Genomic DNA, 15,063 nt, shown 5'->3' on the forward strand with positions numbered 1-15,063 from the left:
CGGAGCCGTTCGCAGCCGCTGCCGAGCCTGGCGCCTCCAGCCAGGCCTGCAGCGGCCACGGGCCCTTTGCAGAAAACGGATACAGGTCTGCACGCATCGGCTATTGCCCGCTCCGACCCCGCCCTAGCATGGAGCTGCCTGAATAAAAACAATGGAGGCGGCGGCCATGTCCCTGCGACCCGAATACCTTCACTCCCTGCTTGAAGAAGACCCCGACCAGGGCATCTACCGCTGCAAGCGGGAGATGTTCACCGACCCCCGGCTGTTCGACCTGGAGATGCAGCACCTCTTCGAAGGCAACTGGCTGTACCTGGCCCACGAAAGCCAGATCCCCAACCCCAACGACTACTACAGCACCACCATGGGCCGGCAACCGGTGTTCATTGCCCGCAACAAGCACGGCGAACTCAACGCTTTCCTCAACGCCTGCAGCCATCGTGGCGCCATGCTCTGCCGGCACAAGACCGGCAACAAGGCTTCCTTCACCTGCCCGTTCCACGGCTGGACCTTCAACAACGCCGGCAAGCTGCTCAAGGTCAAGGACCCGGCCGCCGCGGGCTACCCGGCCAGCTTCAACTGCGAAGGCTCCCACGACCTGACCAGGGTCGCGCGCTTCGAGTCCTACCGTGGCTTCCTGTTCGGCAGCCTCAACCCCGACGTGCTGCCCCTCGCCGAGCACCTGGGGGAGTCGGCGAAGATCATCGACATGATCGTCGACCAGTCCGCCGATGGCCTGGAAGTGCTGCGCGGCTCCTCCAGCTATATCTATGAAGGCAATTGGAAGCTCACCGCCGAGAACGGCGCCGACGGCTACCACGTCAGCTCGGTGCACTGGAACTACGCCGCCACCCAGAACCAGCGCAAGCAGCGCGAGGCCGGGCAAGACATCCGCACCATGAGCGCCGGCACCTGGGCCAGGCAGGGCGGCGGTTTCTACTCCTTCGACAAGGGCCACATGCTGCTCTGGACCCGCTGGTCCAACCCCGAGGATCGGCCGCTGTACGAGCGCCGCGACGAACTCGCCCGGGATTTCGGCCAGGCCCGGGCCGATTGGATGATCGAGAACTCGCGCAACCTGTGCCTGTACCCCAACGTCTACCTGATGGACCAGTTCAGCTCGCAGATCCGCATCGCCCGGCCAATCTCCGTGGACCGCACCGAAATCACCATCTACTGCATCGCCCCCAGGGGCGAAAGCGACGAAGCCCGGGCCCGGCGCATCCGCCAGTACGAAGACTTCTTCAACGTCAGCGGCATGGCCACCCCGGACGACCTGGAGGAGTTCCGCTCCTGCCAGCTCGGCTACCAGGGCAGCACCCCGGGCTGGAACGATATGTCCCGCGGTGCCGAGCACTGGGTCCGGGGCGCGGACGATGCAGCCAGGGAAATCGACCTGCAACCGATCCTCAGCGGCGTGCGCACCGAGGACGAGGGCCTGTTCGTGATGCAGCACAAGTACTGGCAGCAAACCCTGCTGGCGGCCCTTGAGCGTGAAGCCTCTCGCCAGATCAACGTGGAGGCCGTGCAATGACTATTTCCTACGACGCCGTGCGGGATTTCCTCTATCGCGAAGCCCGCTACCTGGACGACAAGGACTGGGACCGCTGGCTGGAGCTCTACGCCCCGGACGCGACCTTCTGGATGCCGTCCTGGGACGACAGCGACCAGCTGACCGAAGACCCGCAGCGGGAAATCTCGCTGATCTGGTACGGCAACCGCAGCGGCCTGGAAGACCGGGTGTTCCGTATCAAGACCGAGCGCTCCAGCGCCAGCATTCCCGACACCCGCACCTCCCACAACCTGAGCAACATCGAGCTGCTGGAGCAGGGCGACGGCCTGTGCCAGCTGCGCTTCAACTGGCACACCCTGAGCTTTCGCTACAAGACCGTGGACAGCTACTTCGGCAGCAGCTTCTACACCCTCGATCTGCGGGGCGAAAACCCGCGAATTTTGGCCAAGAAAGTCATCCTGAAGAACGACTACGTTCGCCAGGTCGTCGATATCTACCACCTCTGAGGCGGCCGCCATGAGCCATCAAATCGCACTCCACTTCGAAGACGGCGTGACCCGTTTCATCAGCGCCAGCCTGGGTGAAACTGTGGCCGATGCTGCCTACCGCCAGGGCATCAACATCCCCCTGGACTGCCGCGACGGCGCTTGCGGCACCTGCAAGTGCCTGGCGGAATCCGGGCGCTACGAACTGGGGGAGGACTACATCGAAGACGCCCTGAGCGCCGACGAAGCCGAGCAGGGTTTTGTCCTCACTTGCCAGATGCGCGCCTTGAGCGACTGCGTGGTGCGGGTGCCAGCCTCGTCCCAGGTCTGTCGCGCCGGTCAGGCCACCTTCGACGCCAGCATCAGCGCGGTGCGCTTGTTGTCCGAAAGCACCATCGCCCTGTCGATCAAGGGCGAGGCCCTGAACCAGCTGGCGTTCCTGCCGGGGCAGTACGTCAACCTCGAGGTGCCTGGCAGCGGGCAGGCCCGGGCCTACTCCTTCAGTTCGTTGCAGCGCGATGGCGAGATCAGCTTCCTGATCCGCAATGTGCCCGGTGGCCTGATGAGCAGCTTCCTCACCAGTCTCGCCAAAGCCGGCGACAGCATGACCCTGGCCGGGCCCCTGGGCAGCTTCTACCTGCGGGACATCCGCCGGCCGTTGCTGTTGCTCGCTGGTGGCACCGGCTTAGCGCCGTTCACCGCGATGCTGGAGAAGATCGCCGAGCAGGGCAGTGAGCACCCGCTGCACCTGATTTATGGGGTGACCAACGACTTCGACCTGGTGGAGCTGGATCGCCTGGAAGACTTTGCTGCACGCATCCCCCAGTTCAGCTTCAGCGCCTGCGTGGCTAATCCCGAGAGCCCTTACCCGCGCAAGGGCTACGTCACCCAGCACATCGAGCCTACGCACCTCAATCAAGGGGATGTGGATGTGTACCTGTGCGGGCCGCCGGCGATGGTGGAGGCGGTGAGCCAGTTCATTCGCGAGCAGGGCATCGCCCCGGCGAACTTCTACTATGAGAAGTTCGCCGCCAGTGTGGCGTGAGCCTCCATCACCTTCATCGCAACGCTATTGTCGAGGTCCCCATGAACCGCTTCCACAACCAAGTCGCCCTGGTCACCGGCGCCGCCCAGGGCATTGGCCGTCGTGTTGCCGAACGCCTGGCCGAGGAGGGCGCCCGGGTGGTGCTGGTGGACCGCTCGGAACTGGTCTTCGAACTGGCCGCCGAACTCAGCCCCCGCTACCCGGTCCTGGCCCTGACCGCCGACCTGGAACAGTACGCCGAATGCAGCCGGATCATGGCAGCCGCCATCGCCCACTTCGGTCGCCTCGATGTGCTGGTCAACAACGTCGGCGGCACCATTTGGGCCAAGCCGTTCGAGCACTACCAGCCGCAGGAGATCGAGGCTGAAGTGCGCCGCTCATTGTTCCCGACCTTGTGGTGCTGCCACGCGGCCTTGCCGCAGATGCTGGAACAGGGCCGTGGGGCCATCGTCAACGTCTCGTCCATCGCTACCCGCAGCCTCAACCGCGTGCCTTACGGCGCGGCCAAGGGCGGGATCAACGCACTCACTGCCTGCCTGGCCTTCGAAACCGCCGGCCGTGGTGTGCGGGTCAACGCCACCGCGCCGGGTGGCACCGAAGCGCCGCCACGGCGCATCCCGCGCAACAGCGCCGAGCCAAGCCCCGAGGAGCAGGCCTGGTACCAGCAGATCGTCGAGCAGACCCTCGACAGCAGCCTGATGCATCGCTACGGCAGCATTGACGAACAGGCAGCGGCGATCCTGTTCCTGGCTTCCGACGAAGCCTCCTACATCACTGGCACGGTGCTGCCGGTGGGCGGCGGTGACCAGGGCTGAGTCGGCCCGGCAAGCGCTGGACTGCCCGGGTGGCGAGCGCCGCTAAGGCAACTGCAAGCTGGGCAGTGCCGCCTTGCCCTGGGCCGACAACACCGGCGCCAACTGCTTCCAGGTGAAACTCAGCTCATTGTCGCAACCGTCACCGTAGGCGGGGGTCGAGAGCTGCAGGCCCTGGGTGTTGAAGCTCAGGTCGTAGCTCGAGTAGCTGCTGACGGCCGGGCAGTCTGCGTCCTTGGTGGTTTGCCGTTCCAGCCAGGTGGCGAAACCGGGCGCCAGTTTCACCTGGCCGGAGTAGGCGTCATGCCACTGCTGGCGCCCGCCTACCCAGGTCCAGGGATCGACGCGCTCGCCGGTCTTCAGGTTCCAGCTGTGCAGGCCCCAACTGATGCCGTTGCGCCCCATGCCGGCGGTCCAGCGATAAAACCTCACCGTGATCCATTGCGACGACCAATACTGGGGTTCGACACTGATTTCGCTGGTATGGGCGGAACCGTTGCGGCCCAGGTATTCGCGGCGCTCGCTGAAGAATTCCTCCTGGCCCTCGGGGCTGATGGCCAGGCGCTCCAGCTGTCGGTTGATGTTCTTCAGCGCCGGGCCATCACCCTCCAGCCTGAGGCTGACCTGGGCGCCTTGGGTCCTCCGCTGATAGCGGTGTGTGCCGAAGATTTTCTTCTCCACCTTGATCGGCGGCGGCACGGCCTCCAGCGGCGCGTTGTAGGCATCGCCGCCACAGCCCTCGGTGCTGGTGCGGGTCAGTGCCAAGGGTAACGGCGCGCCGCCCGGGGCCTTGCTCCAGGTGCCGCTCAGGCGATCGCCCCGGGGTGCGTCGAGCTGCCAGAACCCGGTCTGGCCGTCCTCGGCCCAGGGCGCGCCGACCTGTGCCTGGGTCAGCTGGATCGGCGTGACAAAGCGCTGGTAGTAGTAGCTGCCGTTGCTGTTGGGGGCGGCGTTGAAGCAGGCGGTGATCGCGGATTTCCCCAGGGTGCCGGTCCATACCCCGGCAAGTTCGGCGGACGCGGCACCGGCGTAAGCTGAAACACCGGCCAGGGCCAGGAGGGTCAAGGGCTTGAGCATGGGGATCGGACTTCCGGTTGTCTGACGGGCGCGCATCATAGCTGAAACCTTGCGGCTGCCGAGGCGCTGGCGCTGAACAGTCTGCAGCTCGCGCTTATGCTTCCTGGGCAACGGCATAGGGCAAGTCGATCGGCGGGGCATCCGGCAGCTGGCGCGAGGATTTCACCATCAGGTAACCGATGATCTGCGCCGAGCTCAGCTCGACATGCAGCATCCCTTCATCCCCAAACCACTCGTTGGGCCAGAAGATCAGGTCCGAGGCATTGGCCTCCGGGAAGTTGGTTTCCAGCAGGTCTAGGGCGTAGTCCGTATCAGACTCCGTACCTTCGCACTGGCAGATGAAATCCGTCACTGCACAGGCCTCTTCGAAGCTCAAATCGTCTACGTACTTTTTTTGATGAAAGGCCGTACGCAGGAAGTTCGCCTCGCTGGTATGGCTGTGCATGTCGCGAAATTCGTGAAACTCGAAAGCTCGGCCGGCGTGGCTGTTCCACTGCTGGATCAGTGCATTGATCTCGGGGCTTTCCCGTTCCTGGTTGTCCCAGGTCGTGTCGAGGATCTGCTTGAGCAAGTCCTTCATCAAGGCACGTACTTTCGGCGTCGCTGGTGTTGGTTTCAGCCGTTCCGGCATGGCCATGTGGGTCTCCCTGATCGTCATTTCATTTGTGTGAGTCGGCTGGTCGGCGGATGGGGGCGCAAGACTGCCGCCATGGCCGAGCGGCGCACAGGATAGGCCCTTCGCGCCGCCAACTAAAGCACCGGCCCCAGCAGCAACAGCGCACACAACCCGCCCTCAGGTCGATTATGCAATTCCAGGCGCCCGCCGATCTTGCCGACGATCATCTGCACAATCGCCAGCCCCAGCCCGGCGCCATTGGCGTTGCCCTGGCTGTAGAAACGCTCCAGCAAACGCCCGCGCTCTTCTTCATTGATACCGGGCCCGGCATCTTCCACGCACAGGTGCATGGCACCGTTCGCCTGAGGGCGCAGGCTGACCCGCACCTCGCTGCCCGCGGGGGCAAAGTTCAGGGCATTGGTCACCAGGTTCTGCAGGGCAATGGCCAGGGCCAACGGGTCGGTAGCGATCAGGCAGTTTTCGTCGCCTTCGAGCACCAGTTCCACCTGCTTCTCCAGGGCCAGGGGAGTGAGTTCCGCCAGCTCCTCGCGCACCAGGGCGCCGAGGTCGATGCGGCTCAGGCACGGGTTGCTCAACTGCGGCTCGATACGGGCCATGGTCAGCAACTGGCTGCCGATGCGGGTGGCCCGGTCGACGCCGCTCACCAGAAAGTCCAGGGCTTCCTGGCGTTGCTCCGGGCTGCTGGCACTCTGGGCGTTCTGCGCATGAATCCGCAGGATCGCCAGGGGGGTGCGCAGTTCATGGGCGGCATCGGCGATAAAGCGCCGTTCGCGTTCCAGCAGGCTATCGATCTGCGCCAGCAACTGGTTGAGGGCGGTCTGCATCGGCTCCAGGTCCTGGGGCAGCGGCTTGAGCGCCAGGGGCAGCAGGGTCTCGGCATTGCGACCGCGAATGGCCTGGGCCATGGCCCGCAGTGGCGCCAGGCCCCAGCCGATGGCCAGCCAGGTCAGCAGGGCCAGCAGCGGCACGCCGATCAGGGTTGGCCAGAGGGTATGACGGACGATGCGCTGGATCAGGTCCTGGCGGATGTCGTCACGCTCGCCGACCCAGATCAGCAGGCCCTGTTGCGGATCGGCCAGGAGAAAGGCGCACCAGTCCCTGCCGTTTTCCAGGAGGTCATGGCTCCCCAGGGTCGTGGGCGGAGTCTCCAGCACCGGGGCTTCGGCGGAACGCACCAGCAACTGGCCGTCGTCACGCCAGACCTGGAAGGTCAGGCGGGTTTCATAGGGGTGGGCGGCGCCCTCTACGCCGACCCGGCTCATGGCCTGGTCGAAGGCCTGGTACAGACGCTCCCAGTCGGCATTGCCCGGCGCCTGCGAGCGCAAGACCCCCTGCAGCAGCCGCGCGCTCTGGGCCAGTTGGGCGTCGTAGACCTCTTCGATTTCATGGTGGCTGTCGCGCAGCACCAGCCAGCTGATCAGCACGTCCCCCAGCAGCACCAGCACCAGCACCGGCAGCAGGATTCGTGCGCGCACCGAGTTCATGGCTTGAGCTCCAGCACGTAGCCGATACCGCGCACGGTGCGGATCAGCTCGGCGCACAGCTTCTTGCGCAGGTTGTGGATCAGCACCTCCAGGGTGTTGCTCTCGACCCGGTCCTGCCAGCCGTACAGCGCCCGGGACAGGCGCTCGCGAGTGACCACCTGGCCCGGGCGGGCCATCAGTTGATGCAGCAGTTGGTATTCCATGGGGGTCAGTACCACCTCGGCCTCGCGGTAGTGCACCTGCTGGCTGGCCGGGTCCAGGCGAATGCCCGCGTGCTCCAGCAATGGCTGGGCGCGGCCCTGGCTGCGGCGCAACAGGGCGCGGACCCGGGCCTTCAGTTCGTCGACGTCGAAGGGCTTGACCAGGTAGTCGTCGGCCCCGGCGTCCAGCCCGGCGATACGCTCGGCGGTGCCGTCGCGGGCCGTGAGGATCAGCACCGGCAGGTCCTGCTGCGCCGCGCGCAGTTGCTGCAGCAGATCCAGGCCATCGAGCCGCGGCAGGCCCAGGTCCAGCAGCAACAGGTCGAAGCTTTCGCTGCGCAGGGCGTGCAGGGCGCTGGCGCCATCCTGCAGCCAGTCCAGGGTGTAGCCCTCGGCGCCCAGGGCCACGCGGATGCCCTGGCCGAGGGCGCGATCATCTTCGACAAGCAGCAGGCGCATGGGCGGTTCTCGGTAGGGTGAGGGGGCAGGGAGGGGCGCATGATGACGCCGGTCGCGAGGCTTCGTCAGGGCTTTTGCCGGGGGGAAATGTTACGGCACGTTGCGGCCTAAGCTTTCATTAAGCTTGGTTTTGCACAGTGGCGGCCCACACACCTGCGGAGCTGTTTTTCATGCGCAAGATCCTGCTGCTGTCCCTCATTCTCGCCAGCCCCCTGGCCATCGCCGGCCCTCAGTGCACCACCGCCGAACGTTCACAGTGGCAGGATCAGAAAGCCTTCCAGGAGCAGCTCAAGGCCCAGGGCTACGAGATCAGCAAGTTCAAGGTCACCGACGGCAACTGCTACGAGATCTACGGCTTCGACAAGGACAAGCGCAAGGTCGAGATCTACCACGATCCGGTCACCGGCAAGGCAGTGAAGACCGAGATCAAAGGCTGATGCCAGAGGCTTCCCTGCGACTGTGGGACCCGCTGGTGCGACTGTTTCACCTGTCCATCGCCGGGGTCTTTATCGGCAACTACTTCTTCAATGAGGCCGGTGACGACTGGCATGTCTGGCTTGGCTACTACGCCATGGCCTGGCTGCTGTTGCGCGCAGTGTGGGGGGTTGTCGGGCCGCGCAGTGCGCGCTGGTCCGACTTCTGGCCGACCCGGGCGCGGCTGACGGGGCATCTGCGCTCGCTGCTGGCCGGGCGCCCCGAGCATCGCCTGGGGCATTCGCCCCTCGGGGCTTTAGTGATGTTGCTGATGCTGCTGGCCTTGTTGCTGATCGGCATCAGCGGTTTCCTGATGGAAGAGGTCGATGCCCTGTGGGGCGCCGACTGGCCGCTGCAAGTGCACGAAACCAGCGCCGATGTGCTGCTGGGGCTGGTGCTGCTGCACGTCTGCGCGGCGATTTTTGAAAGTGTGCAGGTGCGCGACAACCTGCCGTTGTCGATGCTCACCGGCCGCCGTCGGCCCTTGCCGGACAGAGACCGGCACTGACGTTTTCCCTTGTTCCCAACCGGCACTTGCCACGGGCCTCTTTATGCGTGCGCTGTCCTTTCGCCTGATCTTGCTCAGCAGCAGCTTGCTGCTGGTCGTCGTCTTCATCGCCGCCTGGCGCAGCCATCCGCCCCACCAGCTGGCGCCTTTTGCCCAGGCTGCTGTCAGCGACGATGCGGCCAAGACCAACAGCACACCGCAATACACCAGCCGCTTCGTCTCCTCGGAGCTGGATGACTTCGTGCATTCCTCCTCGGTGACTGCCTTGCCCGGTGGCGACCTGATGGCGGTGTGGTTCGCCGGCTCCCGGGAAGGCGCTGCCGACGTCCAGGTGCGCAGCGCACGCTTTGACGCCAAGAGCGGCGAATGGGGCGCCGAGCAGGTGCTGGCCACCCGGGAATCGACCCGTGACGGCACCGGGCGCTACATTCGCAAGCTCGGCAACCCGGTGATCGCCCTGGGCCCGGACCAGCGCCTGTGGATGTTCTACGTATCGGTGTCGGTGGGCGGCTGGGCCACCAGCGCCATCAACCTGATGGTCTCCGACGACCTCGGGCACAGCTGGTCGGCGCCGCGCCAGCTGGTGACCTCGCCGTTCTTCAACATCAGCACCCTGGTGCGCGCCGCACCGGTGTTCCATGCCGACGGCGCCATCGGCCTGCCGGTGTACCACGAGTTCATGGGCAAGTTCGCCGAGTACCTGTACCTCAGTGCCGACGGCGCGGTGATCGACAAATTCCGCATCAGTCGCGGCAAGCACTCCCTGCAACCGACCATCGTGCCCCTGGACGAACGCCGCGCCGTGGCCATGCTGCGCTACGCCGGCGACACCCACCACAAGGTCCTGGCCAGCCGCACCGAAGACGCCGGGCAGACCTGGAGCGAGCCCTATCCTCTGCAACCGTCCAACCCCAACTCGTCCCTGGCGGCGGTGGGCACCGACCACCAGGGCCTGCTGGTGGCCCTCAACGACCTGCAGGACGGGCGCTTCAAACTCAGCCTGTACGGCACCGACGCCGGCCTCAGCCAATGGCGCCCTCTGGTGGAACTGGACCAGTCCCCCGATCCCCTGGGCCAGCCGTTCTCCCACGAGGCCTACAAGGCAATCATCGGCGAAGGTTTCCGCGCCTCCAGCGGCGCCCGGCGCCTGCCACTGGAACAGCGCTTTCTGAGCAACCTCGACTACCGGGTGTGCAAGCCCCGGGGCTGCGACTTCGAGTACGAATACCCCTACTTCAGCCGCGGGGCGGACGGCATGTACCACCTGGTCTATTCCTGGAACAACACCTTTATCAAGCACGTCAGCTTCAACGCGGCGTGGCTGGCGGAGCGCCTGTGATGATGTCGCTGTGGCAAGCCCACCTGAGTTTTATCCTCCTGGGTTTCGTGCTGCTCGGCAGCCTGCGCCTGACCGCGCCCTGGCGCCCCTGGCTGCTGCCCGTGCTGGCCCTGGTGAGCTTTATCCCACTCAACCAGCTACCACTGGCGGCCTATGTGCGCAGCTTCACCGATGACCTGGCCATCAGCACCCTGGTGCTGCTGGGCTGGGTCAGCCTGCGGCGCTTGGGGGTGGTTGCGCCGCTGCCCGGCAAACACCGAGTGCAGGTCCTGCTGCTGTTTATCGGCCTGACCCTGAGCTTGTACCCCGCGACCCTGGGCCTGACCTATTTCGACCCCTATCGCTGGGGCTACAACCCGCGGCCGATGATTGTGCTCATAGGCCTGGCGGCGCTGCTGTTGCTGTGGCAGCGCAACCTGCTGGGGGTGCTGATGCTGGTGGCCGGCACCCTGGCCTTTGCCCTGCGCCTCAAGCCCTCGGAAAACTACTGGGACTATCTGATGGACCCGCTGCTGGCGGGCTACTGCCTGATCGCCGGCAGCGTCGGGCTGCTGCTGTGGCTGTGGCGCCGCTTTGTCCTCCGCAGCCGCGGGCAGCCCCTTGCCGGATAAACCAACAGGCCGCGCCGCGGCCTTCGACAACACCACACAGAGGTCAATGATGGGCGGGTTGCAATCACGCCGCCTGCGCTACGGCGTGGGCGCGATAGGGCTGGTATTCGGCTTGCTGGCACTGCTGCGGCTGCTGTTCGCCGTGGGTTTTTCCGGGGTCGACCTGAGCGCTGCCAATGAGCGCGAGGCCATCCTCCAGACCCTCGGCATCGGCCTGCGCTTCGACCTGCGCCTGACCCTGCTGCTCCTGCTGCCCCTGGCCCTGCTGGCCTGGCTGCCGCGCTACAACCTGCTGCGCCTGCCGGCCCTGCGCTGGCTGGCCCGGGCCTACCTGCTGCTGGTGCTGGGCGGGGTAGGGCTGCTGTACATCATCGACTTCGGCCACTTCGCCTACCTCGGCGTACGCATCAACGCCACGGTGCTGCGCTACCTGGACGACGCACAGATCTCCCGACAAATGCTCTGGGAAAGCTACCCGGTGCTGTGGATCGTCCTCGCCTGGGGCACCGCCCTGGCCCTGTGGTGCTACGCCTTGCTGCGCCTGGAACGCCTGACCCTCGACCGCCCGGCCCAGGCCATTGGTCGGTTGCCCCTGGCCAGCGTCAGCGCCCTGGGCATCGTCGCCGTGTTCCTCGCCCTGCTGGGCCGGGTAGACAACCTCAACCTGGAAAACCCCGTGCCCCTGCGCTGGAGCGACGCCTACTTCTCCGGCAACAGCCAGATCGCCGCCCTGGGCCTGAACCCCGTGCTGTTCTTCTACGACACCCTCAAGGCCGGCCAGGCCCAGTACGACGAAGCCCAAGTGCGCCAACACTACTCGGCCCTGGCCCGCTACCTCGGCGTCGACCACCCCGACCCGCACAGCCTGACCTTCACCCGCCAACAAGGTATTCAGCCCTACCGCATCGACCGCCCGCGGCCGCCCAACGTCATCTTCGTCATGCTCGAATCCCTCGGCACCAGCGCCGTGGGCGCCTACGGCAACCCGCTCAACCCCACCCCCAACCTCGACCGCCTGGCCCGCCAGAGCTGGTTCTTCAAACACTTCTACGTCCCGGTCACCGGCACCGCCAAGACCGTGTGGGCCAGCATCACCGGCGTGCCCGACGTCACCCGCCAAGAGACCGCCACCCGCCAGCCCCTGATCACCCGGCAACACAGCCTGATCAACGCCTTCAGCGACTACCACAGGCTCTACCTGATCGGCGGCAACGCCGGCTGGGCCAACATCAACGGCCTGATCCGCCAAAGCATCGACAACGTGCGTCTATACGACGAAAGCCACTGGCAATCGCCCCTGGTGGACGTCTGGGGCATCTCCGACCTCGACCTGTTCAAGGAAAGCGATCGCCTGCTGCGCGCCATCCCCCAGGACCAACCGTTCTTCGCCTACCTGCAAACCTCCGGCAACCACCGCCCGTTCACCATCCCCAAGGACAACGACGGCTTCCAAGCCCAGGACCTGCCCCTGGAGCAAGTCCAGGCCGCGGGTTCGCGCAGCCTTGCGCAATACAACGCCGTACGCCTGCTGGACTTCAACATCGGCCGTTTAATGGAGATCGCCAAGGCGGGTGGCTACTACGACAACACGATTTTCGTGTTCTTCGGCGACCACAACACCCGCATCAGCCAGATCCCCCACATGGCCCCCGCGTTTGAACAGCTGGGGCTGGAAAGCAATAACGTACCGCTGCTGATTCATGCGCCAGGGATGTTGCAGCCCAGAGTGATCGAACAAGCCGTCGGCCTCGCCGACCTGCTGCCCACCGTGGCCGGCATGGCGGGGATGCCGTTCACTAATGGCGCCATGGGGCGGGATATTCAGCAGCCAGCGCCGGAGGGGGAGCGGGTGGTGCCGCTGGTATTGAGGGAAGGGACCTTCCCGGTGATTGGCGGTGTGACCAAGGATTTTCTGCTGCAGATGCAGCACGACGGTAGTGAGGCTACGTTGCATGATTTGGCGTCGAGCACCCCGCGGGAGGATGTGGCGCAAGAGCATCCGCAGGAATTTGAACGGTTGCTTGAGTTGACGCGGGGAATGCATGAGGGGGCGCGGTTGATGCTCTACCGCAACGTGCGCTGACACCGCATAACCATCGGGTGACGCTGGCCCGTGTAGGAGCCTGGCTTGCCAGCGAAGGCGGCCGCAAGACCGCCTGAGCTCTATTTAACAGACAGCCAGTTCAGGTCTGAAGCTACTGGTGGTTAGGCGTTTGAGCGCTGTATCAAGCGCCGGTCGTCGAACAGCCTGTTCTTGCGAGCAGCAGAAGTTAGATGGAAACGGGTTAAATCAGGCTTATTTTTAAATACATATCTGTCTACCCACGTGTCCTCCCAGGCCGGTGCTGCGTGACATTATCCGCGCTTTCGGTGCATGGACAGCTGCGTTGGGTGCCTGATACCTTATCGAAAGGTAATACCTTTAGATAACAAGGGTTCGGCTATGGCCACTTCTATCAAGATTGATGACGAGCTAAAAAAACGCATTCAGCATCTGGCAGGACTGCGTCAACGTTCGTCCCACTGGATTATGCGCGAAGCAATAGCGCAGTACGTCGAGCGCGAGGAAGCCCGTGAGGGTTTCAAACAAGAAGCCTTGGCGTCTTGGGCGGCGTATCAGGAAACGGGTCGGCATCTGACCGGCCAAGAAACTCGGGCTTGGCTCAATACCTGGGGTACCGAGGCTGAGACGGAGCTGCCTAAGTGCCACGATTGATTCTCACCGAAGGTGCTGCGCAAGGGTTGGAGCGTTGTCGCCAGTTTCTAGTCGAGAAAGGCCCGCTGATCGCTCAACGAGCAGCCCAAGTGATTGAGCGTCAAATTGCTCGACTGGAGGAAGACCCAGAAATCGGTCGTCCCTTTCCAGAACTGCCGGAGCTGCGCGAGCTGATCATCGAGTTCGGTGATTCGGGTTATGTCGCACTTTATCGGCATGAGCGTGTGGATGATGCTGTTTACCTACTTGCCTTTCGGCATCAGAAAGAAGCCGGTTACTGAGTTTTGGTCGCAAGCTGTTTAGCGCTTCAGTTAGATGGCAACGGGGTAAGTCACGGCTTACCCCGTTTTCTCCTTCCTCAGATTTGCTGAATGTTTTCTGCCGGTCTACTGGCATCCAGCAACGAATCCACCACCGCTCTAGCCATCTCCACCGAATGGATCATCGACCAAATCAACCCACGCTCCACACCGCTGGCGCGCTCGGTGATTTCATCGCTGACCTGTACCGCACAGTCCAGCAGCAACAACACATGCACCAACGCTTCTTCGGCATTGATGCCGGGGCGGACACTAAACATGGATTGATGACCTACGGACGTAGGTACGGTGTCTTTCAGGTTATTGAGGATCGAGGTTTCAGCGCTATGCGCCGCCAAGGCCAAGCGAATGCGCTGGGTGTCGAAATCGTGTTCGGGGGTTCTGAACTGCCCGAATATTGACAGGGGATATGGGAATGAGTTTTTTCATGACGTATCTCCTAGTACAGCTTGTGGAGTCATCGTCGCTGCTAAAGGATTGAGTGGTGGCTGTTCGCAGGTTAACAGGCTGGTGTCTTGCGTTGCGCCTCAGAGACAATCAGCTTTTCGTCGACAACGCTCGTGTCAATCGCCATGTGCGGAGTTTGTTCCCGGTGTGTTTGGCGAAGATAGTCAAGGCTCATTGTTCCCAGACGGATTTACTGCCGAGCGTTTTGTGGAAGCTGTCGAGGCAGATGAGCTGTGGGGAGGCATTTGTTAACGGAAGGAAGGGAGTTGCCTTGGCTTGGTCTTTTGGATATGGGACATCGCTTTAGTCCTTGGGAGGGGGCAAGCGATTCGTCGTCATGTGCACAAAGCGTGATCTACCACACCAAACACACGCTACACAGCGAGCCGAGTTTGAGCAGGCGTGGTTTGGTTGGTTACAGCTTCTTGGATAGGGGATAGCCCACGAAGGCGTTTGCCGAATAGCGGCTGGAGCGGATTTCCTACCAAGGCTTGATCTCGCGCTCAATCTACAAACAAGTTGAAAGCCGCTAAAAAGTTACTTTGGGTTGTAAAATTTTAGGTTGACTAACAAAATGTCGTTCTACAAGAGACGTCGTGTTACTCTCGGGGCTTCATGAGAAGAGAAATTGCTAGGGGCACAGCCATGATCCGCTGCCACCTCGCCCGCATGATGGGTGAGCACAAGATGCGTATTGCTGATGTTGCCAGAGAAACAGGGCTAAGCCGCGCCACGGTAACCCTGCTCTACAAAGAAACAGCGCAGAAAGTGGATCTGGAAGCCATTGAGAGGCTGTGCCTGCTGTTTGAATGCCAAATAGGCGATCTGTTTGAGCTGACACAAACATAGATGGCGCTGCCGCCAAGGCTCCAGATCACAAACAGACGTCTTAACTACATCAAACAAATGACAAACATTTAGATAATCAATAGGAATACC

16 protein-coding genes and 1 pseudogene are annotated in these 15,063 nt (G+C 63.4%); 12 read left to right on the forward strand and 5 right to left on the reverse strand.

Annotation, left to right across the window (positions count from 1 at the left end; genetic code table 11):
* Positions 1–166: 166 nt before the first annotated feature.
* The 4 genes from benA to LGQ10_RS30745 are packed head-to-tail and all read left to right on the forward strand — an operon-like array spanning position 167 to position 3,855.
* A complete protein-coding gene (benA, locus tag LGQ10_RS30730) occupies positions 167–1,531 on the forward strand; it encodes a benzoate 1,2-dioxygenase large subunit (RefSeq protein ID WP_226524153.1) in 1,365 nt (454 codons plus the stop codon).
* A complete protein-coding gene (gene benB, locus LGQ10_RS30735; protein WP_226524154.1) occupies positions 1,528–2,016 on the forward strand; it encodes a benzoate 1,2-dioxygenase small subunit in 489 nt (162 codons plus the stop codon). Before benA ends, benB begins: the two co-directional genes overlap by 4 nt.
* Before the next feature lie 10 nt (positions 2,017–2,026).
* Complete coding sequence (gene benC / locus LGQ10_RS30740) at positions 2,027–3,040, forward strand: benzoate 1,2-dioxygenase electron transfer component BenC (RefSeq protein WP_226524155.1); 1,014 nt, start codon at positions 2,027–2,029, stop codon at positions 3,038–3,040.
* Positions 3,041–3,081: 41 nt separating this feature from the next.
* Positions 3,082–3,855 (forward strand): 1,6-dihydroxycyclohexa-2,4-diene-1-carboxylate dehydrogenase, encoded by a 774-nt coding sequence (locus LGQ10_RS30745; RefSeq protein ID WP_226524156.1) that lies wholly within the window; start codon positions 3,082–3,084, stop codon positions 3,853–3,855.
* 42 nt (positions 3,856–3,897) lie between these two features.
* Here the strand turns inward: LGQ10_RS30745 and LGQ10_RS30750 are convergent, their stop codons facing one another.
* From LGQ10_RS30750 to LGQ10_RS30765, 4 genes are all read right to left on the reverse strand, one after another.
* Positions 3,898–4,929 (reverse strand): hypothetical protein, encoded by a 1,032-nt coding sequence (locus LGQ10_RS30750; RefSeq protein WP_226524157.1) that lies wholly within the window; start codon positions 4,927–4,929, stop codon positions 3,898–3,900.
* 94 nt (positions 4,930–5,023) lie between these two features.
* Positions 5,024–5,566 (reverse strand): hypothetical protein, encoded by a 543-nt coding sequence (locus LGQ10_RS30755; RefSeq protein WP_226524158.1) that lies wholly within the window; start codon positions 5,564–5,566, stop codon positions 5,024–5,026.
* 113 nt (positions 5,567–5,679) lie between these two features.
* Positions 5,680–7,050 (reverse strand): ATP-binding protein, encoded by a 1,371-nt coding sequence (locus LGQ10_RS30760; RefSeq protein ID WP_226524159.1) that lies wholly within the window; start codon positions 7,048–7,050, stop codon positions 5,680–5,682.
* Entirely contained in the window at positions 7,047–7,709 is a 663-nt protein-coding gene (locus LGQ10_RS30765) for a response regulator (protein ID WP_226524160.1), read from the reverse strand. Before LGQ10_RS30765 ends, LGQ10_RS30760 begins: the two co-directional genes overlap by 4 nt.
* 170 nt (positions 7,710–7,879) lie before the next feature.
* Here LGQ10_RS30765 and LGQ10_RS30770 point away from each other — a divergent pair, with 170 nt between their 5' ends.
* The 7 genes from LGQ10_RS30770 to LGQ10_RS30800 all read left to right on the forward strand — a co-directional run bounded on the left by LGQ10_RS30770 (position 7,880) and on the right by LGQ10_RS30800 (position 13,638).
* The gene (locus LGQ10_RS30770; RefSeq protein ID WP_058433935.1) at positions 7,880–8,146 is read left to right on the forward strand and encodes a PepSY domain-containing protein; all 267 of its coding nucleotides are present in this window, start codon (positions 7,880–7,882) and stop codon (positions 8,144–8,146) included.
* Positions 8,146–8,691: a cytochrome b/b6 domain-containing protein gene (locus LGQ10_RS30775; protein WP_226524161.1), complete on the forward strand. Its 546-nt coding sequence runs from the start codon at positions 8,146–8,148 to the stop codon at positions 8,689–8,691. Before LGQ10_RS30770 ends, LGQ10_RS30775 begins: the two co-directional genes overlap by 1 nt.
* 43 nt (positions 8,692–8,734) lie before the next feature.
* Entirely contained in the window at positions 8,735–10,030 is a 1,296-nt protein-coding gene (locus tag LGQ10_RS30780; RefSeq protein ID WP_226524162.1) for a sialidase family protein, read from the forward strand.
* A complete protein-coding gene (locus LGQ10_RS30785; protein WP_226524163.1) occupies positions 10,030–10,641 on the forward strand; it encodes a hypothetical protein in 612 nt (203 codons plus the stop codon). The genes LGQ10_RS30780 and LGQ10_RS30785 overlap by 1 nt, the downstream gene beginning before the upstream one ends.
* 49 nt (positions 10,642–10,690) lie before the next feature.
* Positions 10,691–12,724 carry an LTA synthase family protein gene (locus tag LGQ10_RS30790; RefSeq protein WP_226524164.1) on the forward strand — a complete coding sequence of 678 codons (2,034 nt, stop codon included), beginning with the start codon at positions 10,691–10,693 and terminating at the stop codon, positions 12,722–12,724.
* 360 nt (positions 12,725–13,084) lie between these two features.
* A complete protein-coding gene (locus LGQ10_RS30795; protein ID WP_226524165.1) occupies positions 13,085–13,357 on the forward strand; it encodes a CopG family ribbon-helix-helix protein in 273 nt (90 codons plus the stop codon).
* Positions 13,345–13,638 (forward strand): type II toxin-antitoxin system RelE/ParE family toxin, encoded by a 294-nt coding sequence (locus LGQ10_RS30800; protein ID WP_226524166.1) that lies wholly within the window; start codon positions 13,345–13,347, stop codon positions 13,636–13,638. Before LGQ10_RS30795 ends, LGQ10_RS30800 begins: the two co-directional genes overlap by 13 nt.
* A gap of 77 nt (positions 13,639–13,715) precedes the next feature.
* Here the strand turns inward: LGQ10_RS30800 and LGQ10_RS31440 are convergent.
* Positions 13,716–14,106, reverse strand: a pseudogene (locus LGQ10_RS31440) (DUF6124 family protein).
* 663 nt (positions 14,107–14,769) lie between these two features.
* Between LGQ10_RS31440 and LGQ10_RS30810 the strand changes: the two are divergent.
* Positions 14,770–14,973, forward strand: a complete 204-nt coding sequence (locus tag LGQ10_RS30810; RefSeq protein WP_095962098.1) for a helix-turn-helix domain-containing protein — start codon at positions 14,770–14,772, stop codon at positions 14,971–14,973.
* Positions 14,974–15,063: the final 90 nt, after the last annotated feature.

Origin of the sequence: Pseudomonas sp. L5B5, from assembly GCF_020520285.1 — a bacterium.
Classification (GTDB): domain Bacteria; phylum Pseudomonadota; class Gammaproteobacteria; order Pseudomonadales; family Pseudomonadaceae; genus Aquipseudomonas.